Origin of the sequence: Erythrobacter sp. (assembly GCA_019739335.1) — a bacterium.
GTDB lineage: Bacteria > Pseudomonadota > Alphaproteobacteria > Sphingomonadales > Sphingomonadaceae > Alteraurantiacibacter.
Window position 1 is genome coordinate 1499546 of the sequence record CP073261.1, and the last position, 21242, is coordinate 1520787.

Genomic DNA, 21242 nt, shown 5'->3' on the forward strand with positions numbered 1-21242 from the left:
CCATATTCCGGGCATGAACCGGATCGATCAAGACATTCACACCGACCGCCTGCTCGGCTTCACCCTGCCCGACCGCGATTGCCGCGGGCGGATCGTACGGCTGGGGCCGGTGCTCGACGAGATTCTCGGCGCGCACGACTATCCGCCTGCGCTGACCCATTGCCTTGCCGAAGCGCTGGTGCTGACCGTGCTGATGGGCGGTCTGCTCAAGGATGAAAACGACCAGCTGACCCTGCAGGCGCAAAGTGTGGGAGGCGTGGCCAGCCTGCTGGTCTGCGATTATCGCAACGGCGAATTGCGGGGCTATATCGAGCATGATGCGGAGCGGGTCGGCGAACTGGGCGGAGCCAACGTGTCGTTGGCCAACCTGTTCGGCAAAGGCCACCTGGCGATCACCTTCGATATCGGCAGTCAGGGCAAGCGCTATCAGGGCATCGTGCCGCTGGAAGGTGATTCGCTGTCTGCTGCGGTGGAAGGCTATTTCGCGCAGAGTGAGCAGGTGCCCACGCGCATCCGCACCGCGATCCGCTCAGGCGCAGCAGGCAATTGCGCCGCCGGAATGCTGATCCAGCACCTGCCCGATGGCGAGGAAGGCCGCGAGCGGTTGCATGCACGGCTCGATCACCCGGAGTGGGAGCACGTTGCGATTCTGGCCGACACCCTTCGCCACGAGGAACTGGCAGATCCGGATTTGTCGCTCGAAGATCTGGTCTGGCGTCTGTACCACGAAGAGCCTGAAGTGCTGGTGGTGCCGGGTGCGCGTATCAGGAAGGGGTGCCGCTGCACGGTGACCCATTTCGAAGAGGTACTGGCGCGCTTCCCGAAGGAAGAGCGCCGTGAAATGGCCAATGAAGCCGGGATAATCGTGGTCGATTGCGCGTTCTGTTCGAAGGAGTTTGCCATTCAGGACTAGCAACCTCGGCAATATCACGACTCATCCCTCGAAAAGGGCAATTGGTCGTTCAGAATTGTTCTGCTATGGGAGACAAATGCACGTGGGGAATTCGACAATGCGTTTGGCAATAGCTGAAAGACTGACCGGCGGACTGCTGGCGGCCGCCTTTCTGGTCGCACCCGTTGCCGCGCAGGCTCCCGAACTGGCCATGCTCGATACCCTGACGCGCGGTAGCTGGACGCTGACCCTGCGCGAGGAAGGCACCAGTGAGCAGATCTGTGTGCGCACCGGGCGCGAATTCATCCAATTGCGCCACCGCCAGCCGGGATGTGAGCAGTTCGTGGTGCGTGACGAGGCCAATGTGGTGACAGTGCAATACACCTGCCGCGGTAACGGATATGGCCGCACTACGATCCGCAAGGAAGGCAACGCCCTGGTGCAGATCCGCAGCGAAGGCATTCGCGCGGGTGCGCCTTTTTCCATTGAAGGCGAAGCGCGACGCACCGGGAGCTGCTGACGGGCTTGCCCGCGCCGCCACACTTGCCTAGCGCCGCCCCATGAACGCGCCGAACAAAACCGCTATCGTTCTGCTCTCGGGCGGACTGGATTCGATGGTCTCGGCGGCGCTGGCGCTGGAGCAGGGCTTTGCGCTGAACGCGCTGACCATCGATTACGGCCAGCGGCACCGGCGTGAACTGCAATCGGCTCAGGCCATTGCGCAGCGGCTGGGTGTCGTGCGCCATGTCACCCTGCCGCTCGATTTGCGCGCCTTTGGCGGCTCAGCGCTGACGGCGGAAATCGACGTGCCCAAGGGCGGGGTGGGAGAGGATATCCCCGTCACCTATGTTCCGGCGCGCAACCTGCTATTCCTGGCGCTGACGACGGCCTTCGCGGAAAGCTGCGCTTCGGGCGACATCTTTATCGGAGTGAATGCGCTCGACTATTCGGGCTACCCCGATTGCAGACCCGAATTCATCGCCAGCTTTGCGGAGACCGCCCGGCTGGGGACGAAGCAGGGGATAGAGGGCAATCCCTTCATCATCCACACCCCGCTCCAGCACATGACCAAGGCCGATATTGCCCGCGAATGCGCGCGACTGGGGCTCGATCCGGCGTGGAGCTGGTCGTGCTATGATCCGACGGGGGAGGGGCTGGCCTGCGGGCTGTGCGACTCTTGCCGTCTGCGGCGTAAGGGCTTTATCGAGGCGGGCGTCACGGACACCACGACCTACGCGGCCTAGATCCCCGCTCTAACCCCGCGCCACCACTCCGCAGGCAATCCTGCCACCAGCTGCGCCGGTAGGATCGGTCGCATAATCGTCGGCACTTTCATGCACCACAATGGCGGTACCGTCAGCGTCAAAGACCGCGGCCTCGACACTTTCGCGGGTACCGCGCAGCACTGTGCTCATCGTGCCCGAACCGTCGGCGGCTATGGTGACATTGGGCAGGTCTCCCAGATGCGCGCCCTGCGGATTGCGGGTGCCGTGTTCGTTGCCGCCGGGATTGAGATGCCCGCCTGCCGAGGTGAAATCGGCGGCGCTGCAATCGCCAGTGGTGTGGAGGTGAACCGCGCGCGTGCCTGCGGGCAGCCCGGTGAAGCTGGCGTTCAGCGTCACTTCGCCACCTAGCGAAAACATTCGCGCGGTGCCGACTTGCTGGCCCTGCCGATCGAGTACCGATGCCTCTGCGATCTGCGTGGCTGCGGTTTCATAAGCGGTCTGGCAGCCTGCCAGCGCGATCAGGGCCAAGGGGGCGGCGAGGAGGGGGCGCAAAGCCATGGGGAATGTCCTTTCGTGCATGCACCCGTCCTAACTCATAAGCGGCACGAAAGGTCCATCAAATTTCGGGAACGATCCCGGCTACGGCCAGTGCTGCAATCAGTCCGGCAATTGCGGCGCGCGCTTCCACATCGGTGAAAGTGCCTCCTGAAGGAGCAGAGATCGCGGAGTTGCGCTGCCACCCACTGTCATAACGCGCCATGCTCCCTGCCGCCCTGTCGTAAACGGAAGTGCCCTCGCGCGGAGCAACGAATAGCCAGTTCCCGGCCTGCCGCAGCGCGATTGCGCCGGACTGGCCGCTCCAGTCGCCTGTTGGAGCGGTCCCGACGATCCAGCATTCGCCATCGGCAGGGCTGGCGGGGGGTGCGTCGGCCTCGCCCTCCGCTACCGGGTGCAGCAGCCCGTCAATCCGGGCGAGTGCCTCGTTCAATGTGAGTTCCTTCTGTGCCTGCGCCACGAAAAGTTGGGGCAGGGCGTAGCGCGGGGTGGCGGAAGCAAAAGCGATGGGATCAGTCATGGCGGTCCTCAAGCAATGGTGGTCAGGAAAAGCGGGAGCGAACGGGCGTGGGTGCCGATCTGGCGGACCCACAGCGCTTGGCCGGAATGGTCTGCGCGCAATTGGCCCATCACTGCCGCGCTGATCGTCAGCGCGGGGCTGAAGACTTCCCAGCGCATTACTGGCGCGTCCGGATCGCCCAGGCCAAGTTCCCACGCCTCGCGTTGTTCATTGAGCGGCACTTCAACGGTCGCGGGCCAGCCGAAGGCTCCCCGTGCACGGCGGATCCAGCACAGGGCAAGGCCACCGTCCGCCAATTCGGCGGCGCGCGGATGCACCGGAGTGAGCGGGCGCAAGGTTGTGCCGAACCCGATGATCGAAGCGAGCACCGGATGGCTGTCCGCAAGACCGATGGCAGCAATCGAAAGCGCTGAGTTAAGCTGGCTTTCGTCGAGCAACAAGGGTCGATCATCGAGCAGTACGAAGACCGCTCCGGCTGGTGTACCGGCAAGAGAGACGTGCTCGGTTCCGCCGCGCCCCCGCAGCAGGGTGGAAATTCGCCAGTTTGCCCCGCCCAGGTGAACGGCATGGGCGAACTGGAGCACCTCCTCGCCCACGAGCGCCCGGTTGGCGCCTTGCGCGAGGTCTTCGAGACTGCGGCTTTCGAGTACGAAGTCGGCCGATGCCAGCGTTACGACCAGTGCCGACTGGCGATCCACCAGCGCGGTGCGTATGGCCGCAAGCGGACCTTGCGTGATTCCGATCACGCTCCGCCGCGATCCACTCGCAGCGATGGGAGCAAGGCTGCCGCCATCCTCGGCATAGAGCGCTGCCCCGGTCCAGCCTGCGCTCGGAGAACTGGCGGCAGCATAGATCCGGCTCGAATCGGGCGAGCCCATGCCGTCCCACGGTAATTCGAAAGCCGCGAGCACCGTGGGGGTGGCGACAGCATCCACCGGGGTAAGCGACCGCCCCGGAACCGTCGCCACCGCCGCCCCGCGTCGTTGCGGCAGCCGTTGCAGTTCCAGCTCTACGCCATTCTCGCGCCACTCCCACGCATCAACCCGCCACTTGCCGGGCTTGCCGGGGACGGCGACGACCTGGCCGGGGACGAGCGCCGGATCGATTTCGGCGATCCGCCAAGCGATACGCTCCTGCGCGAAATTCGCCCGTTCGGCGGCATGATCGGCTAGAGCCTTGGCATTGCTGGCCTGCAAGGCACCAGGAAAGTCGATGATCCGGCTGCGCCCCGGCGCTGCGCGGCCGCTGACACGCTGCAGGCCTGCCTGAAAATCGCGTTCGACATCGTAATAGCGCAGGCCCGCGGGGACGCGGTTGTCGTCGGCACGCTGGCGCTGGGCCTTGCCGGAAGCGCCGCCGAAGCTGTCCCCCGATGCATCGACCACCGCTTCGAGCAGGGTTAGCAGCGGCTCGCCCGCCGGATCGCCATCGCCGATGGTCAGGTTGCCGCCCGAGGCGTGGCTGGCAAGCGGATAGAGCAGATCGATCGCGGCGAGCGTCTCCGCCAGCGCGCCGCCCTCATCGGAAAAGCCTTCGAGCGCGGGCAAGGTGCGTTCGACCGTTACCTCCGCGCCCGCCGTAGCTGCCAGCTCGGTCAGGCTGACTTCGCCATCGTCGGCAATGATTTCGAACGTGAGCGCGGGAATGCGGTTGCCGAATTCGGCGAGCTGCAGTTCCTCGAACACGCAGTAGGCGAGGCCGCGAAAGCCGCTCGCTTCGCTGCCCTCGGCGCTGGCGATCAGCGGGTCGGGCTGCTGGTTCCCGGTGCCCTTGTAGAGCCGCAAAGTCCCGCCCACCTTCAGGTCGCCCGCCGCGCCGCGCAGCAGGTTGCCGTCCGCCCAGATCCGCCCCAGTCCGGCTATCGGGCGACTGGCGAGCGCCACTGCGATGGAAGCCGAATAGCTGTAGGTCACGGTGCTCGGCTGGCCCTTGCCGCCGCCCACCTTCTCTTTCGATTCTTGCAGTTCAGTCGCCCAGACAATCGTGCCCGCCGCGCGCATCTTGCCGAAGTGACGGCCCACCGGCGCGCCATAGCTGGAGGTGGTGATCTTCAGTTCGGTCAGGCGCGGGCTTTCGCGGTCGGACGGGCCAAACAGTTCGGCGTCGATCCGGCTGCCGATCAGCGAACCGATGGTGCCGCCGATGGGGCCGCCGAAATAGGTGCCGACGGCGGAAAGGACGAGCGTGGCCATGGGGAGTGGTCCAATTCAGGTGAGCCGCCAGCGGCCGGAGATGCAATGCGGGGCGGGCAGGGGAGAAAGAACGACGCGCCCAAGACCGGCGTGGGCGTGGGCGATGGCTCGCCCATCGACGGCAATCGCCAGATGGAACTGGCCGGGCGAGGGCTTGAGCAGCAGCAGGTCGCCGGGCTGCACTTGCGTGGTGACGGGCGCAAATCCGGCCTCCGCCAGCAGGCCAAGGAAGGGCGACAGGCTGAGGTTGCGCAGGGCGTAGCGCGGGATTTCCGGCACCTCTTGCCCGCAGGCGACGAGCGAACAGGCGACCAGGCCGATGCAGTCCACCCCGCTCGCTGGATCGCGACCGTACAGGCGGAAGGGGGTCCCCAGCAGTGCCCGCGCCGCATCGGCGAGGGCGCGCGAATGGGCGTTCATCCCGAACTGGACGGGTAGCGCGCCAGCAGGTCGTTCCCCGGCAGGTGCGGTTCGCCGCGAAAGTTTACGGCATTACCGAAGCGGCTGGCGCAGGTGGCGACAGTGTGGTCGCAGCCCTCGCGCAGGTAAGCGAGCTGGCCGGTTGCAATTCCGTCGACTAGCGGGCGGTCGAGGACCAGCGCGGCGCCGAGGTCATCGATCACCTGCATGGTCACTCCGGCGAGCGGACCGTCGACCCATTTAATCCAGCCGCCCTGCATTTCCCTCGCCGCCGGAGCACCCGCGAAGCCCACGCTGTTGGCGAACAGATCGATACTGGTCACTGCCAGCAGGTGCGTGAACCGCGCGGGATTTACCCCGCAGTCCGCATCGCAAAACACCGCGCGGCAGGTCGGGCTGGTGCGCGGCACCATGTCCAGTTCGAGGTTCGCCTTGGCTGAGCGCAACTCCGCTTCGAACGTCCCGTCCTGCTGTGCCACGTTGCCGAGTTCGCCGTGGAACAGCGTGGTCCGGTCAAGCGTCTCCCAGTCCACCAGCCCAATCGCAATTCGCGCCCGGGCATAGCGCCCTGCCTCCAGATCGGCGGCGGATATCGAATCGTGCGCCAGCACACCTTCCACCTCCACCGCATCGCGTTCGAGGCTGGCGGTGCGGCGGATGGCGGAGGGGATCATCCCCGGCGCGGCGCGGTAGGTCATGCCGCCGAAGGCCAGATCGCGATTGTGGCTGGTGAAACCCAGCGCCACACCGTCCCGTCGCTTGATGCTCCACCAGGTGGCCACGCCTTCGAGCGCGGTCGCAAGAAACACGTGGCTCATACTTCCTCCCGCACTTCGATCAGCGGCACCGATGCCGCTTCCCCCGCCGCGAAAGTATTGCCAGTTATGTCCAGACGGTCCTCGGCAAAGCGCACCGGCACGTCGAACAGGAAGCCCGCCCGAACCTGTGCGCCTGCGGGGATCACGGCGTTGAAGACGATCCGGCCACCCGCTTCGAGCACCCAGTCGGTGCGTGGCGTGTCATTCACACTGACGAGAATCGTTTCGGCGCGGGGGCGGGTGATGAAGCGCACCTGCGGATCGCTGGTGCTGCCGTAGTTCTTGCGCAGCCGGAAGGTCGCCGCCAGCCCGTCGCTCACGCCGATCAGCTGGTCGGTCGCAGTCGGCGTCCCGGTCAACCCGTTGGAGCTGAAATCGTAAGGATCGGCCAGCCGGAACCCGCGCGCCGGGCCGCGTCGGGCGCGGAAGAACTCCAGCAGCACGCCCAGTTCTGCGTGGCTGCGGATGCCGGGGCCGACATCGTAATGAAGCCGTGCATCGCTCCACTGGCTGTTGCGCCGTTCATGGCCCGAAGCGGTGAGCGAGATCGCGGTCGAGAATTCGGGGCTGACCCCGGCATCGCGGCCCAGCGCCAGCGGATAGAGCACATCGTCGAAGGCTTGCACTTGGGTCTCCTCTTGCGGCAGGCGGACGTATCCATCGCGGGCGACCTGCGGCAGCGCCCAGACGTAGCGCTGCGTGATCCCCCGCCGCCCTGCTTCCTCGATCCCGCCGTCGATCCGCGCCCAGTAGACTTCGGCATCAACGGCATCGAGGACGAAGCCGGACAGGTAATCCTGCTGCTCCAGCGGATAGCCGAGCCGTGCCTGCACCTGCACATAGGCACTGCGGCGCAGGGCTTCGGCACCGCCGGTCAACCAGTCGTAATCTTCCAGTTGCAACCGGTCGTAAGCGGGCCAGGCCCATTGTTCCGGCATGTTGACGCGACGCAGTTCGGGCATGGACGGATCGAGCACGGTGGGGGTAAAGACCAGCAACAACACTTCCGCCTGTCCTCCGGCAGCGGCGCGCACGCTGGCTGCCAGCGCAGCGGTCGATTCGGCGAGAATGGCTCCGGCGGCATCGAGCAAGGCCGCGCGCGCCGGTCCCATTGGCAGGCGCATGTCATCTATTCGCGGCGCCACGCTGACGTAGGCAAGGAATGCCGTCCGGGCAGACGGGTCGTAGATGCAGGGTTCGAAAGTTCCGGGAACGATCCACCACCACGGTTCGCCGATCTGGAACAATACCGGCAGCCCCGCTGCCTGTACCAGCGCGACGAATTTCGCCGCGACGCTCTGGAGCCAGGCACGCGCAGGCAGAGAGGCGGGGGACAGCAGGTTGGACGGCGGCACCCAGCCGGTACGTGCCGGCGTGCCGTCGAAGGTCCGCTGCTTCCATGCATCGGGGCAATGCGCTTCGAACAACTCGTAGGAAAGTGAGACAATCGGTTCGAATCCCAGCCGCGCGCACTCCGCCAGAAAGGCCGCGTGCCAGCTTTCGCACGGCTGGCAGAGCGCTCCGCCCGCATCTACCACCAGCGCATCGCCCGCTCTCGGCACCAGCCGGAAAAAGTGGCTCATCCCGACATAGTGGATCAGCCTGCCACGATAGCCGAGATGCAGCACATTGCGCAGCATCCTCGCAGGAGTGAGGTTGTAGCTGTCGTCGTAGGCCGTCGCCATGCCGATCCCGTGCGGCGGCACCAGCGCCTCGCCGATCACCAGCATCGCGTGCTGGCCGTCGGCGGCAATCGCGCTCAGTTCGACCCAGCCATTGACGCGCGCGGGCAGTAGCGCGGTGCTCGCCGGATCGTAACCCGTGGGGGCGAGCGAAATGAACATGCGGTCGATATCGGCGGGATGCACCGGCGCGCCGTCGGCCAGCCAGCCTTCGCGAAGGTCCGAGAAGTCTATGCTGATCGCGGCGTCGGTTGAAGTCCCAGCGGCGTAATTCCACAGCCGCACATACCAGACCCGCGCCGTCCCGGCAGCATCGCGCCCCTCGATGGTCAAAGTCGGCCCGTGCACGGCATCGAGCGGGAGCACGCCTTCCGAGCGCCAACGAAAGGCCAGGCTGGTGTTGGTGTAGTCCAGATTGGTGGCATAGGCGGTGAGCGGGTGATCGAAGCGATCCTCGCTGTCCCAGATCAATCCCGCCAGTGCGTCGAGGTGATGGAATTCGCATTCCACCCGCAGCGCATCGGGTCCGGTCGAGACCACGCTGGCCATCATCGGGCGCGGGAAATCGACCGTCCAGAAGCGCGGATCGAACCGCTGGATAAAGTCGCTGTCCTGCCCCTCGCGGGCGGTGGCGAGCCAATAAGCCATGACCTGTCGTTCCTCAGAATTCACGCATGGCGCGGGCGACCGCGCTGGCGATCTGGCGGCTGGATCTGCGCAGCATGACCGGGCCTTGCGTGCCGCGCGGGGCGGCCAGATTGATCGCCACCCGCACTTCGCGACTGCCACCCACCTGCGCTGCCTCCACCCGTCCGGCACTGGTCGGCACGAACAGTTCCGGACCGCGCTCGCCGACCATAAATGCGCGTCCCGGCGAGACCGGCCCGCCGGTCGCGCGACCGGGAAGGCCGAACAGCGAGCCGAAAATTCCGTTCAGCAGTGAGCCGATGTTGGTCCCGCCGCCCACAGGAGAGGCGCCGCCGAAAATCGAACCGATCCCCGATTGCAGCGCCTGTGCGGCGATTTCGCCCATCGTCCGCAGGGCAATCGCCTTCAGTTCATCGAACCCCAGTTTGCCCCGGCGTATCGCTGAAAGCAGGCTGCGCTCGAGCACTTCGCCCGCCTGCGCAAACCCGCCAAGCAGCGAGGAATCGAGCGCAGAGCGCATCGATTCCACGTCGGCGCGGAACCCAGCGGTGCTGGCGCGCACTTCGACCATCAGCGTTTCGATTTCATCGTCCATCGCGCTCGCGCTCCATCATCTGTTCGATTGTCTGGCGGTCGATGCCGCTCGTCGTCGCCTCAGGGTCGACAAACAGGATCGCTGCCAGTTCGGCGGGGGTGGCCTGCCAGAACCAGTCGGGCGGCCAGCTCAGCAGTCGCCCGCTCAGCCCCGCCAACCGTGCGGCAGAAGCGGTGAATCTTTCAGCCACGGCCCTGCAGCACTTGCGCCAACAGCACCCGCAGCGGAGCCATCGCCGCAGCCAGCCCTGCCTGCATCACCGCCTCGCCCACGTGCTCGCGAGCCACGCTCTCGCGCTCGGCGAGGCAATGCCAGAATAGCGCCGCGATCTCGGACAGGCGCAATTGTCCCTCGCTCGCGCGCTCCACCAGGGCGAACAGCGGGCCGAGTTCTTCCTCCGCCGCCACCAGCGCGGTGAAGGTCGGGCGCAGGGTGTATGGCCGTCCCGAAATCATGAAGGCGGCCTCGCCGCGCGCAGGGTTAGCCAGCCTTTTGTATGCACTACCGCCTTCGGCTACTTGAGCGCGACTCATACCGGCACCACTGCGCCCGAGCTTTCGAGCTGGAGCGTGTAGTTGCGCTCGCCATTGAAGTCCCCGGCATAGTCGAGCCGCTGGACGAGGAACCGCCCGCGCAGCCGCTCGCCGTCCTCGAACGACAATTCGTAATCGGCAATCGTCCCGGCCAGGGCATGGGCGCGGATCGCGGCTTCGGCCTCGCTGCCGAGGAAGATCCCCGCCGCGCTGACCGAAACCGAGCGCACGCCAGCACCTGAAAGCAGGTCACGCCAGCCTCCCGATCCCTTGTGGGTGACGACAATCGCATCGCCATTGATCGACATCTGCGTGGTGCGCAGGCCGGCGACAGTGGTGTACACGGGCGGCTGGGCGCCGTCTCCGATCTTGAGAAGGAAGGCGGAGCCTTTCTGGGCAGTCATGTGGGGTTCTCCTTGGAAAAAACTCCCCTCCCGCTGGCGGGAGGGGCTGGGGGTGGGCCTGAAACCGCGGGAGGCCGGACAGGCCCACCCCGCTGCGACTAGGTTCGCCTTCGGCTCACCAAGTCTCGCTCCCTCCCGCTTGCGGGAGGGGTTGTTACATTTCGAGCAACCGGAACCGGTACTCGATCAGCACCGCACGGCGGTTGTGCGCGCGCTGTTCGGCGCGGGCGCGGAGGAACTGCGTGCTGGCAATGTGGAAGCCCGCCTGCGCGCGCGGCAGCGCCTCGATGCGGGCCTCCACCAGCGCGATCAGCGATGCAGTTTCGCCCGCCTCCTCGCCGCGATGGTGCAGTTCCAGCGCCACGCGGACTTCGCGCCCGCGGCGCTCCTTGGTGCTCCAATCGACCGAAGCGCTGGCGGCAATGGCGAGCCACGGCGGCGCGGCGCGCGAAGGCGCTTCCTCGGTGATATCGTTGAGCAGATCGGCAAGTAGCGGGTCGCTCGCCAGCCATTCGACCAGCGCAGAGCGCAATTGGGTTTCCATCGTCAGTTATCCCTGCTGAACAGCGGCCAGAGCAGCCGCGCCTTGCGCCACCGGGCGGGGTCGGCGCGGCGGGCGCGCAATGCGCTTTCGGCGGCGGCCTGCGCCAGCACCTGTGCGCGGCGGGCAAGGCGTGCGGCAAAGCCGGTGCGGATTGTCGAGCGCGCCCGAATCATGCCGCTGCTCATGCGAGCCGCATCCGCCGCCATGGCTGCCACAGTGCCGCCACCGCAGCGGGTGGGCCGCGTTCTGACCCGCCGTCATTGCGCTCGCGATAATGGTACGTGGCGAGGCGGATCACGCCGTGGCGAAGCCCGTCGGGCAGGCTCGCCCAGTCGGGCGCGATCCCGGCAGCAAAGCGGACGACCACGCGGTTTTCGCTCACCGGACCGGTGATGCTGACCTGCCCGCAGCCGTCCGCCGCAATGTCGAACAGGTAGAATGTCGGATCAAGCGCGGACCGGGTGCCGTCCTGCGCCAGTGCCTCCAGCGCCGTCATTGCCCGCACCGGTGCGGTGGCCAGACTGTGCCAACCGCCCGTGGCGGGCAGCACTTCCTCGGCAATGGCTTCCAAAGGCATCTGCCCGGTAAAGCCCTCGCATGTGTCGATCGCCGCGCGCAGCAGCGCGAGCAGTGCGGCATCGTCGCGCGCGGTGGTGATCGCGAGCCAGGCCTTGATTTCGTCGAGCGCGTCCGGCGCGAGCACCGGCGGCGTCAGGATAGTGCGGTTCATGGAGGGTCCTCTCGCGATGCCCATTTAATGTGATCCCCTTCGGGCGGCGCAGCCGACCGCAAGGTCGACCGGCCGCCCGCAGGTGCCCCGCGGTGAAACGGAGGGAACAGCACCGAGGACGTGAGCGCGGAGGCGCTCACGCAACACAAACTACGCCTCGATCTTCAGCAGCTTGATCGCCGCAGAGTCGAGCACCTGCCCGCCCACGCGCTTGGTGGCGTAGAAATGCACGAACGGCTTGTTGGTGAAGGGATCGCGCAGGATCTGCGTCGCGCTACGTTCGGCGATGATATAGCCCGCGCGGAAGTTGCCGAAGGCGATCGGGAAAGCGCCGCCTGCCACATCGGGCATGTCCTCGGCCTCGACCACCGGATAGCCGAGCAGGCGATCGGGCTGGCCGTCCACCATGCCCGGCTGCCACAGGAAGGCCCCGTCGGCAGTCTTGAGCTTGCGCACTTCGCTGAGGGTAGCCGAATTCATCACCCAGCTTGCGCCCTGGCGATGGCCCGCCTTGAGCGTGTGGACCAGGTCGATCAGCCGACTTTCGGGGTTGGCATCGAAGCCCGCCGCATCGCCCGAGCCGATATATTGCAGCGAACCGAACGGCCGCGCCGCATCGCCTGCCAGCGAGGTGGGGGCGGCGAGGAAGCCGCGCGGCTGGTTCACCCCGTTGCCGCCGACGAAGGCTGCGCCTTCTGCACGCGCAAATTCCATGGCGATTTCGCTCGCCAGCCAGCCTTCGAGATCGAAGGCCGCATCGTCGAGCATGGCCTGGCTCGCCGCCGGATTGGCGTAAAGCTCGCCAGAGGGCGGGGCGATCTCGGCAAATTCGGGCGTGTCGGTTTCGGGGCGTGCCGCCGTCTCGCCGACCCAGCCCGAAGCCACGCCGCCGGTGGTGACGAGCTTGCGATAGCCGCTGGTGCCGACCTGCACCACCTGCGCGAGGGCGCGGATGGGGGAGACGTCCTTCAGTTCGGCAGCGATCATCGCGTCGATTTCACGCGGCACGGCATAGCCGCCGTCGCCCGGAGTAGCGCCGCTGATCGACTTGATCTCGCTCTCGCGGCCGTGGCGCAGGTAGCCGTCGACAAAGCCCTTCACTTCGGGACTGGTTTCGGCACTGCCGCCGATGGCCGGACGGGCAGCTGCCCGGCTGACCTTGTCGAGCCGCGCTTTCACTTCGTCCACGTCGGAACGCAGCACGGTAATCTTTTCGTCGGCAGCGTCCTGCCGGGCGACGATGTCGAAGCTTTCGGCGAGCTGGGGGGTATCAATGAGGGTATCCATAGGGGACTTACCTTTCTTGGGGGAGGGGAGACAAAATGGAGGATTCAGGATTGGACGAGGTGAACTCGCGCCCCATGCTGGAGCGGGTGGGTGACGAGGCTGACTTCGAGCAGTTCGATATCCTCCAGCACTCGTCCCGCAGGGGAATGGCGGAAGGCTCGCGCACGGTAGCCGAAGCTGAGGCCGTTCACCGCCTTGGCGAGTAAAGCGGACACGGCACGACTGCCCGAATTGTCGATCAGCGCAATCACCCGCAGCCCGCGCGCGTCTTCCTCCACCAGCTCCACCGTGCCGATCCGCTGATCGGGGCGGTGCTGCCAGTAGAGGGGTAGCGGCACTTTGCGCTCCGCCAGCGTGCGCGAGAAGGCGCCGGGGCGGATCGTGTCCTTCGCGCCGTCGGCAATGTCGAACAGCGCGGCGTATCCGGCGATCCTCATCGCAGCAGTCCCGCGATATCGAGCCGCACGGCGATGCCGATCAGCAGCAGCGCACCGATCACTCGCACGAACCAGTCGACCACGGCTTTCCACGCGCTCGCCTTGGCGGTGCGCCAGGCACCGAGCAGGTCGCGCAATTCGTCGAGATCGTCCTGCGCATTGTCGTCGCCAAGACCGAGCCGGTCGAGCACACGCCGCGCGCCCACTTCGCTGGCTTCCTCCACAATGGCACGCAGGGTAACCAGATCGGTTCCTGCACCTTGCGCCTGCGCGATCAGCGCGGCGAGCATGTCTTCGCGGTTCATGGTTTTGCCTCCTCGCGAATGCCGAGCATCGCGCGCTTTTCTTCGGGCGACAGGAAATCGGCCGCACTTACCTGCGCCCACAACCGCTCGCGATCCTCGGAGAGCGCGGGCACCCGGTCGAGATCGACGGCGAGGTCGAGACCGGGGAACGAGGGCTTGATCGCTTCCTCCAGCCCGTTCAGGATCTTGCCGGCCAGCGGCAGCAGCGTCAGTCGCCACAGCGCCCGGTTGGCCTCGCGGTAATTGGCGTAGGTATTGTCCCCCGGCAGGCCGAGCAGCATCGGCGGCACCCCGAAAGCCAGCGCAATGTCGCGCGCGGCGGCCTCCTTCAGCGTGGCGAAATCCATGTCGGCGGGGGAGAGCGATAGGCTCTGCCATTTCAGCCCGCCTTCGAGCAGCATCGGCCGCCCGGCATTGCCGCCGCCCTGGTAGGCCGCCTGCAATTCGCCCTTCAGCCGTTCGAACTGGTCGGCAGTCAACCCAGCCGCCTCTGCCCCGCCATCATAGACCAGCGCGCCGCTGGGCCGCGCCGCGTTCTCCAGCAGCGCCCGGTTCCACGCGGCAGCCGCATTGTGGATCGCCACCGCCTGATCGGCAGCCGAAAGGCATCCCGCGCCGTAGTGATCGTCCGCCGGGTGGAAGGCCTTGAGATGGACGAGGCATGGCCAGCCCTCGGCATCTTCGACCGGCAGATCGAGTGCGCGGTCGTCGAGCTTGTAGCGGTAGCCGCGCGGCCAGCCGTCCACTCCGGGGATTACCGTCATCCGTTCGGGGCGCAGCGCGAACAGTTCGATGGGGCGGCCAGCGGCATCGCGGGCGATCTGCACGAAGCCGTTGCCGTGCAGCAGCAGATGCGCCGCGAGCGTTTCGAGCAGGCTCTGCCCCGCGCTGGTCGCCTTGACCAAGGCCAGCGCCTTGGGATCGGCCTCGGCCAAGGGCGCAGAGCCCACCCCCTCGGCGACTATCCGCACCGCGCGCTGCGCCACCGGGTTGTCGAGAAAGGCATGGCGCACTGCGCTGTTGTATTCGAACGGCGCCCGCGTCCCGCCATTGGCATAATGCCACCCCCAGGGCGACTGAAACGCGTGCGCCAAAGGCACACGAGTGCCCGCCCCGCCCTTGAAGGCGGAGCGCAGGGTGTTGAGGAATGTCATTGGATTACCTCTCTTTGTCACCCCGGACTTGTTCCGGGGTGGTGCTTTTCTTCATGCCTCCCTCGAAGGGGAAGCACCGATCCCGGAATAAATCCGGGGTGACAGAAGGGGGTGACGAACTCGGCGGCGTGGGGCAAAAACCGCCCGATGCGCACCTTCGAACCGACGGTCTATCTGCTCGCAAACCGCTACCGCGGCGCTCTTTACACTGGCATGACCACCGACCCGCTCGGCCGCTTCTACCAGCATCGTAATAAGGTGGTGCCCGGCTATACCGAGCGGCGGAATATCGGGTTGCTCGTGTGGTTAGAGCGGCATGACGATATCGAGTTCGCCATACGGCGGGAGAAGACCGTCAAACGCTGGCCGCGCCGGTGGAAGTTCAATCTGATCGAGGCCGAGAACCCGGATTGGCGCGATCTGGCGCTGGATTTCGGGTTCGATCCGCTGGTGAAGAAGAATTAGGCCTCTCGCCACCTTCGTGTCCCCTCGGGAGGTCCCCCATTTGTCACCCCGGACTTGTTCCGGGGTCGGGGCTCCTCATTTGACGGCGGTGTGGAAGAAAAGCACCACCCCGGAACAAGTCCGGGGTGACAGGGCTGATTAGTCAAGTCGCTTCACTGAGGGTTCCACCCCCCGCTTCCCCAGCATCAACTCGCTCAGCGCCCAGACCAGCGCATCCGCCCGATCCGGCGATCGTCCTGGCCCTTCGTAAGCACCCCCCGCCATAATCCCGCACAACTGGTCCTCGAGCGCGGCGAACTGGCCCACATGCAGAACCCGCCCCGCCTCATACAGAGCCGCCACCGGCTCCGCCCGCGCAGCTTTCCCGCGGCTCGCGTGGACCAAACGGATCGGCATCGCGCAGTCAGCGGCGCGCAGGACGCTTTCGACCATCGCTCCGCCCTGGTTGGCCTCCGCCACCACCCGGTCGGCCTGCCACGCCTCCACCGAACCAGCCACCGCGCGCGCCCAGCGTTCGGGGCTGGCCTTGCTTACCGATGCGTCGGCGAGCACCAGTCCCATTCCTGACTCTGTCAGCGCGCAGACTACGATCCCGCATTCGTCGCCCCCTGCCGAAGCAGGCGGATCGACGGCGACGACCACCCGAACGGTGTCTTCCAAAGGTGCCGCAATCCGGCACCGCTCGATCAGCGAACGGGTCCACAGCGCACCCTCGATATCGGTAAGCAGTTCGCCGTCGAGTTCCTGCCTCCCCAGCGCGGTCTGCCCGAGCCGCTGGCTGATATTGCGCACGTAGCGCGGTGGCAGGTTTTCCGCATTGTCATATGTGCTGCCTCGCGTGATCGCGGCCGCACCGCTTTCGGATTCAGTGAACAGCCGCTGCACCAGCGGCACCGCCCGCGGGGTGGTGGTGGCGAGCACTTGCGGGCGCTCGCCCAGCCGCAGGCCGAGGCAGAGATTGTCCCACGCCGCGATTGCTCGATCGCGGGCATGGTCCCATTTTCCAATTTCGTCGCACCAGGCGTGGCTGTGCTGCGGGCCGCGCAACGATTCCGGCTCGGCGGCGGAGTAGAGCGTTGCCTGCGCGCCGCTCGGCCAGGTCAGCCGCCGCAACGAGGGTTCGAAATTCACTTGCTTCCGGCGACGCCGCATACACGCCAGAATGCCGCTCTCGCCCTCCACCATCACTGCACGGGCTTCCGCCAGCGAGCTGGAGACCAGCGCGATCCGCGCCTCGCCATCGGTCAGCGCCTGCCCGCAGACCCATTCTGCCCCCGCGCGGCTCTTGCCGAAACCGCGTCCGGCGCAGATCAACCAGCTCGACCAGTCGCCCGGCGGCGGCAGCTGCTCGGGCCGCGCCCAGACATTCCAGTAGCCTTGCAGTCCGTTGCGTTCTGCAAGGCTTAACGTGCGCAGGCGCTGCTGGCGGCGCAGCGGCGGCTCTTCGAGCAGCCAGTCGCGCAGATCAATGATCGAGCGCATCGCTGTCCCTGGTAATCCCGAGCTCTGCCCGCAAGGCATCGGCAGCGAGCTGCCGGTTGCGCATGTCGTCGAGCTTTGCGGTGAGCGAGGCTAGAACCGTTTCCTCGTCTTCTTCCTCGTCGAGCGCGCGCTGCTGGCTCACCTCGTCACGGTGGGCGAGCAGCAGGCGGATGGCTGCGGCGTTGTCGTAACGGGTCTTGGAACTGGGCGGCTGGCCCTTGCGCAGCCGCGCCAGCAGTTCCAGTTCCAGATTGTCATAGCCTTCGCAGAGCGCCTTGCGCCAGGCGCGGGCGAAATCACGATCCTTGCGGCGGAAGGCATAGGCCTTGCTGGTGTTGATCCCGGCGGCGCGCGCCGAAGCGGTGATATTCGACGTGGCGGCCAGCTTTTCGAGAAACGCGGCGCACCATTCCGGGGCCGTGTCGATGTTGTCATCCATGTGATGCAATCCCAGGCGCGATCCGGGCCGGGCACGCAAAAGGGCGGCTCCCGATGTGGGGAACCGCCCGTTGCTCGGCTGTTGCCGATTCGGTTTATCGCGATGTTCCGTTTCTCTAACCTAACAGCGTCACAATGTCAATAACAAAGTGCCATAACGGTTAGTTTGTAGGACTTGCACCTGTCATCGGGCTGCCCTAGGGGCCCGTCTTCCAGCCAATACGAAGGTTTTGCGCGCATGATGGGCCTGATCCGCAGCCTCTACGAATGGACAATGGCCAAGGCCGCTCACCCCAAAGCGGAATGGTGGCTGGCATTCTTCTCTTTCATCGAGAGTTCGTTCTTCCCCATCCCGCCGCATCCGCTGCTGGGGCTGATGTGCCTGGCAGAGCCGAAGAGGGCGATCCGCTTTGCGCTGATCTGCACCGTCGCTTCGGTGCTGGGCGGGTTGTTCGGCTATGCGATCGGTTATTTCCTCTATGAGGCGGTGGGGGCGTGGCTGATCGGCGCGCTAGGGCTAAGCGAAAGCTTTCCGCCGGCCGCCTGCTACCTGCGTGAGTACGACTGGGAAGTGATCGTGGTGGCGGGCACCACCCCGGTGCCGTTCAAGCTGCTGACGATCACGGCAGGGTTCATCGAGATGAACCTCCTCACCTTCACGCTGGCGGCGATTGCCGGGCGGGCGTTCATCTTCATGACCGTGGGGATCCTGTTCCGGCTGTTCGGCGCCCCGATCAAGGCGGTGATCGACAAGTATCTCGGCACCGTGACCACCGTGTTCGTGGTGCTGCTGATCGGCGGCTTCGTACTGCTGACCCAGCTTGGCAGCGGCGAAGGCGAAAGCGATCCGGCGGACAAGTGTGCGCAGGTGACCAGCCTCGAAGAGATTTGACGCCGGTCGGATACCTCGAACCGGTTAGCCGCAGAGCCTTGGCCGCATTCGGGAAGACTAGATAATCCCCACGGCCTTGCCCGCACGTTCGAACATGCCCAGGATCGTCCCCACCTGCTCCTCGGTATGCTCGGCGCAGAGCGAGCAGCGCAGCAGGGTCATGTTCGCAGGCGTCGCGGGCGGGCGGGCGAGGTTGACGTAGAGGCCTTCCTTCAGCAGCGCTTCCCACATCGCCGCGCCCTTTTCCAGGTCCGGCATGATGACGGCGACGATGGCGCTCTGCGGCGCATCGGTGCCGAGCTGGAAGCCGAGCGCCGATAGCCCGAGGTGCAGGCGCTTCGAATTCTCCCACAGATGGTCGCGCTTGTCCTTCGCGTCCATCAGCTTGCGGATCGAGGTGGCGGCGGTCGCCACGACGCTTGGCGGAAGTGAAGCAGTGAACACATAGGGGCGGCACACCAGCCGCAGGATCTCGAACTTGGGGTGGTTGGATACGCAGAAGCCGCCCACCGTGCCCACGCTCTTGGAGAAAGTGCCGATGATGAAATCGCACTGGTCGATCACGCCTGCCGCTTCGCAGACGCCGCGCCCGTGTTCGCCGATGAAGCCCATCGAATGCGCCTCGTCCACCAGCACCATCGCGCCGTTGGCCTTGGCCACTTTCACCATTTCGGCGAGCGGAGCGATGTCGCCGAGCATCGAATAGACGCCTTCGAGAATCACCAGTTTGCCCGCGCCTTCGGGAATCCGCTTCAGGCGCTTTTCCATCGCTTCGATATCGTTGTGCTTGAACGGCACGACTTCGGCATTGCCCAGTGCGCAGCCGTCCCAGATGCTGGCGTGGCTATCGATATCGAGGACGATGTAATCGCCCTTCCCGGCGATGGTGGAAATGATCCCCAGATTGGCCTGGTAGCCGGTGGAGAAGACCATCGCGTGATCCATCGCGTAGAATTCGCGCAGGGCATCCTCACACTCGCGATGGCCCTGATAGGTGCCGTTCAACACCCGGCTGCCGGTGGTGCCCGCGCCGAAATCGGCCAGCGCCTGCTGCCCTGCGGCGATCACGTCGGGATCGAAAGTCATGCCCATGTAATTGTAGGTGCCGAGCAGGATCGTATCGCGCCCGTTGCACACCGCGCGGGTAGGGGAGAGCACTTTCTCCATCACCAGGGAGAACGGATCTTCCTGCCCGGTAGAGAGCAGGCCCTCGCGCATCTGGATGATCGGATCGAACTTGGAGAACAGGTCCCTTGTTCCCCCGTCAAGATCTTCGGGCCGGTCGGCCTGCATCACGCCTTCGCTCATGCTGGCCTCACTTGCTCGCCGAAGCGGTGACCGCATCGACCAGTTGCCCGAAATTCTCGATTTCCGCCTGCTGGTTCATCGAGATGATGATGTCGAATTCGTCCTCGATCGCGGCGACGAAATCCATCACCGTCAGGCTGTCGAATTCCAGGTCCCCGGCAAAAGTGGTGGCATCCGCAATGGCCACGCCCTTTTTGTTGAAGGGTTCGATGATGTCGCGGATTTTGCTGTCGGCGGCGGCACGGTCCATGAACGGTCCAATCCTCTTGGGTAAATTGATTGCCCTGCCCATAGGCGGTGCATGGCCCGCCCGCAAATTTTTCGAAATAGGGCTTAGGGTCAGGCCGGGGGGTCAGGCCGTGGCGGCCCGCGCCGCCGCGCTGTCCATCAATCCGCGCACGGCGGCCATGAATGGCCCGATGCTCACCGGCTTGGAGAGATAGCCTTCCGCACCCGATTCGCGAATCCGCTCCTCGTCACCCTTGCCGGCATAGGCGGTGACGGCCAGCACCGGCACGTCGGCCAGCGCGCTGTCGCCCTTGAGGGTGGCGATCAGGTCCAGCCCGGAGACATCTTGCAACTGGATATCCATCACCACCAGATTGGGAAAGAATGCGCGGGCGGCCGCGATGGCGAGATTACCGTCAGCCACGGGTTCGACCGAAAAACCCCCGGCGCGCAGCACGTCGCAGAAAAGTTTGCGGTTGAGATCGTTGTCCTCGACAACGAGGATTCTCTTCGTCATTGCGCCCCCGAAGGCCTCGCTTGTAGCGATTTACCTATTTGTCTTCCTACCCCTTACCCTCGAATGTTACAATTGGCGAGGAATGTAAAATTTTGTTTAACGATAGTTCTGCCCTTGCTCTCGCCGCACTCGGCTGGGTGCTCGAAGATCAGGATCGTGCGCAGCGGTTCCTCGATCTGACCGGGCTGACTCCGGAAGGCCTGCGGGCCGGAGTCGGCGATCCGGCAACGCATCGTGCAGTGTTCGATTTCCTCGCCGCACACGAACCCGACCTGATTGGTGCGGCAGAAGCATTGGACATTGCTCCCGAGGTTTTGGTGCGCGCGCAGATGGAGCTGCGCGCATGAGCCGCCCGCTGCTGGTAACCGATTGCGACGAAGTGCTGTTGCACATGGTCCGCCATTTCCGCGACTGGCTGGGGCGCGAGCACGCAATCGATTTCGCGCTCGAAGGCAATCCGTTCCTTCAGGCGATGCGGCGGCGCGGCAGTACCGAGCCAATGGCCGAGAGCGAAGTCTGGCGGATGCTCGGCCTTTTCTTCGATACGCAGATGGATGCGCAGCAGCCGATCGCGGGCGCGCTCGAAGCGATCGCAGAAATCAGCCGCCATGCCGACGTGGTGGTGCTGACCAATCTCACCGATGAACGCAACGAAGCGCGCGCCGCGCAATTGCGCAAGCATGGCGTGGATGTGCCCGTGTTCACCAACCAGGGGCCGAAGGGCGCGGCCTTGCGGCGGATCGTGGCGGAGCATGGCGCGGCCCGGATCGTATTCGTCGACGATATTGCCCAGCACCATCTGTCGGCCATGGAAGAAGCGCCCCATGTCCATCGCCTGCACCTGTGCGGCGAACCGGCGATTGCGCCGCATGTCCCTTGCGCACATGTTGCAGGCCATGCCCATGCGCGGATAGATGACTGGGCCTTGGCCCTCCCGTGGGTTCTCGAAAAGCTGCATTCCGGAGATTGA

General features: G+C 65.6%; 29 protein-coding genes. 7 read left to right on the plus strand and 22 right to left on the minus strand.

Going from position 1 to position 21242, the window contains the following annotated elements; genetic code table 11:
- The first annotated feature begins 13 nt into the window (after window positions 1-13).
- The 3 genes from JY451_07415 (at window position 14) to queC (ending at window position 2136) form a co-directional block, all read left to right on the plus strand.
- Window positions 14-913: an Hsp33 family molecular chaperone HslO gene (locus JY451_07415; GenBank protein ID QZH76354.1), complete on the plus strand. Its 900-nt coding sequence runs from the start codon at window positions 14-16 to the stop codon at window positions 911-913.
- Between the two features lie 121 nt (window positions 914-1034).
- Window positions 1035-1412 carry a hypothetical protein gene (locus JY451_07420; GenBank protein ID QZH76629.1) on the plus strand — a complete coding sequence of 126 codons (378 nt, stop codon included), beginning with the start codon at window positions 1035-1037 and terminating at the stop codon, window positions 1410-1412.
- Between the two features lie 40 nt (window positions 1413-1452).
- Window positions 1453-2136, plus strand: coding sequence for a 7-cyano-7-deazaguanine synthase QueC (gene queC / locus JY451_07425; protein QZH76355.1), 684 nt, complete (start codon window positions 1453-1455; stop codon window positions 2134-2136).
- A gap of 9 nt (window positions 2137-2145) precedes the next feature.
- On the opposite strand, the gene JY451_07430 is transcribed toward queC, so the two are convergent.
- The 17 genes from JY451_07430 to JY451_07510 all read right to left on the minus strand — a co-directional run bounded on the left by JY451_07430 (window position 2146) and on the right by JY451_07510 (window position 14942).
- Window positions 2146-2676, minus strand: a complete 531-nt coding sequence (locus tag JY451_07430) for a superoxide dismutase family protein (protein QZH76356.1) — start codon at window positions 2674-2676, stop codon at window positions 2146-2148.
- A 58-nt stretch (window positions 2677-2734) separates the two neighbouring features.
- Entirely contained in the window at window positions 2735-3193 is a 459-nt protein-coding gene (locus JY451_07435; GenBank protein ID QZH76357.1) for a DUF2793 domain-containing protein, read from the minus strand.
- A gap of 8 nt (window positions 3194-3201) precedes the next feature.
- A complete protein-coding gene (locus JY451_07440; protein ID QZH76358.1) occupies window positions 3202-5385 on the minus strand; it encodes a phage tail protein in 2184 nt (727 codons plus the stop codon).
- Window positions 5386-5400: 15 nt separating this feature from the next.
- A complete protein-coding gene (locus JY451_07445; GenBank protein QZH76359.1) occupies window positions 5401-5805 on the minus strand; it encodes a C40 family peptidase in 405 nt (134 codons plus the stop codon).
- On the minus strand, window positions 5802-6623 hold the full coding sequence (locus JY451_07450) for a DUF2163 domain-containing protein (GenBank protein QZH76360.1): 822 nt from the start codon (window positions 6621-6623) through the stop codon (window positions 5802-5804). The genes JY451_07445 and JY451_07450 overlap by 4 nt, the downstream gene beginning before the upstream one ends.
- A complete protein-coding gene (locus tag JY451_07455) occupies window positions 6620-8953 on the minus strand; it encodes a DUF2460 domain-containing protein (GenBank protein ID QZH76361.1) in 2334 nt (777 codons plus the stop codon). The genes JY451_07450 and JY451_07455 overlap by 4 nt, the downstream gene beginning before the upstream one ends.
- 13 nt (window positions 8954-8966) lie before the next feature.
- Window positions 8967-9548 carry a tail tape measure protein gene (locus JY451_07460; GenBank protein ID QZH76362.1) on the minus strand — a complete coding sequence of 194 codons (582 nt, stop codon included), beginning with the start codon at window positions 9546-9548 and terminating at the stop codon, window positions 8967-8969.
- The gene (locus tag JY451_07465) at window positions 9538-9738 is read right to left on the minus strand and encodes a phage tail assembly chaperone (GenBank protein ID QZH76363.1); all 201 of its coding nucleotides are present in this window, start codon (window positions 9736-9738) and stop codon (window positions 9538-9540) included. The genes JY451_07460 and JY451_07465 overlap by 11 nt, the downstream gene beginning before the upstream one ends.
- The gene (locus JY451_07470; GenBank protein ID QZH76364.1) at window positions 9731-10081 is read right to left on the minus strand and encodes a gene transfer agent family protein; all 351 of its coding nucleotides are present in this window, start codon (window positions 10079-10081) and stop codon (window positions 9731-9733) included. Before JY451_07470 ends, JY451_07465 begins: the two co-directional genes overlap by 8 nt.
- Window positions 10078-10485, minus strand: coding sequence for a phage major tail protein, TP901-1 family (locus JY451_07475; protein ID QZH76365.1), 408 nt, complete (start codon window positions 10483-10485; stop codon window positions 10078-10080). The genes JY451_07470 and JY451_07475 overlap by 4 nt, the downstream gene beginning before the upstream one ends.
- Before the next feature lie 154 nt (window positions 10486-10639).
- Window positions 10640-11029: a DUF3168 domain-containing protein gene (locus JY451_07480; GenBank protein ID QZH76366.1), complete on the minus strand. Its 390-nt coding sequence runs from the start codon at window positions 11027-11029 to the stop codon at window positions 10640-10642.
- A 2-nt stretch (window positions 11030-11031) separates the two neighbouring features.
- Complete coding sequence (locus tag JY451_07485) at window positions 11032-11214, minus strand: hypothetical protein (GenBank protein ID QZH76367.1); 183 nt, start codon at window positions 11212-11214, stop codon at window positions 11032-11034.
- Entirely contained in the window at window positions 11211-11759 is a 549-nt protein-coding gene (locus tag JY451_07490) for a phage head-tail connector protein (GenBank protein QZH76368.1), read from the minus strand. The genes JY451_07485 and JY451_07490 overlap by 4 nt, the downstream gene beginning before the upstream one ends.
- A 150-nt stretch (window positions 11760-11909) precedes the next feature.
- Window positions 11910-13046 (minus strand): phage major capsid protein, encoded by a 1137-nt coding sequence (locus JY451_07495; protein QZH76369.1) that lies wholly within the window; start codon window positions 13044-13046, stop codon window positions 11910-11912.
- A 44-nt stretch (window positions 13047-13090) separates the two neighbouring features.
- On the minus strand, window positions 13091-13483 hold the full coding sequence (locus JY451_07500; protein ID QZH76370.1) for an HK97 family phage prohead protease: 393 nt from the start codon (window positions 13481-13483) through the stop codon (window positions 13091-13093).
- The gene (locus tag JY451_07505) at window positions 13480-13788 is read right to left on the minus strand and encodes a hypothetical protein (GenBank protein ID QZH76371.1); all 309 of its coding nucleotides are present in this window, start codon (window positions 13786-13788) and stop codon (window positions 13480-13482) included. The genes JY451_07500 and JY451_07505 overlap by 4 nt, the downstream gene beginning before the upstream one ends.
- Entirely contained in the window at window positions 13785-14942 is a 1158-nt protein-coding gene (locus JY451_07510; protein ID QZH76372.1) for a phage portal protein, read from the minus strand. The genes JY451_07505 and JY451_07510 overlap by 4 nt, the downstream gene beginning before the upstream one ends.
- Before the next feature lie 147 nt (window positions 14943-15089).
- Between JY451_07510 and JY451_07515 the strand changes: the two genes are divergently transcribed.
- The gene (locus JY451_07515; protein QZH76373.1) at window positions 15090-15407 is read left to right on the plus strand and encodes a GIY-YIG nuclease family protein; all 318 of its coding nucleotides are present in this window, start codon (window positions 15090-15092) and stop codon (window positions 15405-15407) included.
- Window positions 15408-15545: 138 nt separating this feature from the next.
- Here the strand turns inward: JY451_07515 and JY451_07520 are convergent, their stop codons facing one another.
- Entirely contained in the window at window positions 15546-16889 is a 1344-nt protein-coding gene (locus tag JY451_07520; protein QZH76374.1) for a DNA-packaging protein, read from the minus strand.
- Window positions 16873-17328 (minus strand): hypothetical protein, encoded by a 456-nt coding sequence (locus JY451_07525; GenBank protein QZH76375.1) that lies wholly within the window; start codon window positions 17326-17328, stop codon window positions 16873-16875. Before JY451_07525 ends, JY451_07520 begins: the two co-directional genes overlap by 17 nt.
- 246 nt (window positions 17329-17574) lie before the next feature.
- Here JY451_07525 and JY451_07530 point away from each other — a divergent pair, with 246 nt between their 5' ends.
- Window positions 17575-18219, plus strand: coding sequence for a DedA family protein (locus tag JY451_07530; protein ID QZH76630.1), 645 nt, complete (start codon window positions 17575-17577; stop codon window positions 18217-18219).
- Window positions 18220-18276: 57 nt separating this feature from the next.
- On the opposite strand, the gene JY451_07535 is transcribed toward JY451_07530, so the two are convergent.
- The 3 genes from JY451_07535 to JY451_07545 all read right to left on the minus strand — a co-directional run bounded on the left by JY451_07535 (window position 18277) and on the right by JY451_07545 (window position 20272).
- Entirely contained in the window at window positions 18277-19527 is a 1251-nt protein-coding gene (locus JY451_07535) for an aminotransferase class I/II-fold pyridoxal phosphate-dependent enzyme (GenBank protein ID QZH76376.1), read from the minus strand.
- Between the two features lie 7 nt (window positions 19528-19534).
- Window positions 19535-19777: an acyl carrier protein gene (locus JY451_07540; protein ID QZH76377.1), complete on the minus strand. Its 243-nt coding sequence runs from the start codon at window positions 19775-19777 to the stop codon at window positions 19535-19537.
- Window positions 19778-19879: 102 nt separating this feature from the next.
- The gene (locus tag JY451_07545) at window positions 19880-20272 is read right to left on the minus strand and encodes a response regulator (GenBank protein ID QZH76378.1); all 393 of its coding nucleotides are present in this window, start codon (window positions 20270-20272) and stop codon (window positions 19880-19882) included.
- A 92-nt stretch (window positions 20273-20364) separates the two neighbouring features.
- Here JY451_07545 and JY451_07550 point away from each other — a divergent pair, with 92 nt between their 5' ends.
- The gene (locus tag JY451_07550; protein QZH76379.1) at window positions 20365-20619 is read left to right on the plus strand and encodes a DUF3572 family protein; all 255 of its coding nucleotides are present in this window, start codon (window positions 20365-20367) and stop codon (window positions 20617-20619) included.
- Window positions 20616-21242, plus strand: coding sequence for an HAD family hydrolase (locus tag JY451_07555; GenBank protein QZH76380.1), 627 nt, complete (start codon window positions 20616-20618; stop codon window positions 21240-21242). Before JY451_07550 ends, JY451_07555 begins: the two co-directional genes overlap by 4 nt.

Coding starts and splice junctions, on each gene's coding strand:
- JY451_07515 (QZH76373.1), top strand. CDS start 15,090: ATGCGCACCTTCGAACCGACGGTCTATCTGCTCGCAAACCGCTACCGC.
- JY451_07415 (QZH76354.1), top strand. CDS start 14: ATGAACCGGATCGATCAAGACATTCACACCGACCGCCTGCTCGGCTTC.
- JY451_07495 (QZH76369.1), bottom strand. CDS start 13,046: ATGGATACCCTCATTGATACCCCCCAGCTCGCCGAAAGCTTCGACATC.
- JY451_07520 (QZH76374.1), bottom strand. CDS start 16,889: ATGCGCTCGATCATTGATCTGCGCGACTGGCTGCTCGAAGAGCCGCCG.
- JY451_07525 (QZH76375.1), bottom strand. CDS start 17,328: ATGGATGACAACATCGACACGGCCCCGGAATGGTGCGCCGCGTTTCTC.
- JY451_07475 (QZH76365.1), bottom strand. CDS start 10,485: ATGACTGCCCAGAAAGGCTCCGCCTTCCTTCTCAAGATCGGAGACGGC.
- JY451_07485 (QZH76367.1), bottom strand. CDS start 11,214: ATGAGCAGCGGCATGATTCGGGCGCGCTCGACAATCCGCACCGGCTTT.
- JY451_07500 (QZH76370.1), bottom strand. CDS start 13,483: ATGAGGATCGCCGGATACGCCGCGCTGTTCGACATTGCCGACGGCGCG.
- JY451_07505 (QZH76371.1), bottom strand. CDS start 13,788: ATGAACCGCGAAGACATGCTCGCCGCGCTGATCGCGCAGGCGCAAGGT.
- JY451_07480 (QZH76366.1), bottom strand. CDS start 11,029: ATGGAAACCCAATTGCGCTCTGCGCTGGTCGAATGGCTGGCGAGCGAC.
- JY451_07450 (QZH76360.1), bottom strand. CDS start 6,623: ATGAGCCACGTGTTTCTTGCGACCGCGCTCGAAGGCGTGGCCACCTGG.
- JY451_07460 (QZH76362.1), bottom strand. CDS start 9,548: ATGGACGATGAAATCGAAACGCTGATGGTCGAAGTGCGCGCCAGCACC.
- JY451_07440 (QZH76358.1), bottom strand. CDS start 5,385: ATGGCCACGCTCGTCCTTTCCGCCGTCGGCACCTATTTCGGCGGCCCC.
- JY451_07455 (QZH76361.1), bottom strand. CDS start 8,953: ATGGCTTATTGGCTCGCCACCGCCCGCGAGGGGCAGGACAGCGACTTT.
- JY451_07540 (QZH76377.1), bottom strand. CDS start 19,777: ATGGACCGTGCCGCCGCCGACAGCAAAATCCGCGACATCATCGAACCC.
- JY451_07545 (QZH76378.1), bottom strand. CDS start 20,272: ATGACGAAGAGAATCCTCGTTGTCGAGGACAACGATCTCAACCGCAAA.
- queC (QZH76355.1), top strand. CDS start 1,453: ATGAACGCGCCGAACAAAACCGCTATCGTTCTGCTCTCGGGCGGACTG.
- JY451_07490 (QZH76368.1), bottom strand. CDS start 11,759: ATGAACCGCACTATCCTGACGCCGCCGGTGCTCGCGCCGGACGCGCTC.
- JY451_07510 (QZH76372.1), bottom strand. CDS start 14,942: ATGACATTCCTCAACACCCTGCGCTCCGCCTTCAAGGGCGGGGCGGGC.
- JY451_07445 (QZH76359.1), bottom strand. CDS start 5,805: ATGAACGCCCATTCGCGCGCCCTCGCCGATGCGGCGCGGGCACTGCTG.
- JY451_07430 (QZH76356.1), bottom strand. CDS start 2,676: ATGGCTTTGCGCCCCCTCCTCGCCGCCCCCTTGGCCCTGATCGCGCTG.
- JY451_07535 (QZH76376.1), bottom strand. CDS start 19,527: ATGAGCGAAGGCGTGATGCAGGCCGACCGGCCCGAAGATCTTGACGGG.
- JY451_07470 (QZH76364.1), bottom strand. CDS start 10,081: ATGAGTCGCGCTCAAGTAGCCGAAGGCGGTAGTGCATACAAAAGGCTG.
- JY451_07555 (QZH76380.1), top strand. CDS start 20,616: ATGAGCCGCCCGCTGCTGGTAACCGATTGCGACGAAGTGCTGTTGCAC.
- JY451_07435 (QZH76357.1), bottom strand. CDS start 3,193: ATGACTGATCCCATCGCTTTTGCTTCCGCCACCCCGCGCTACGCCCTG.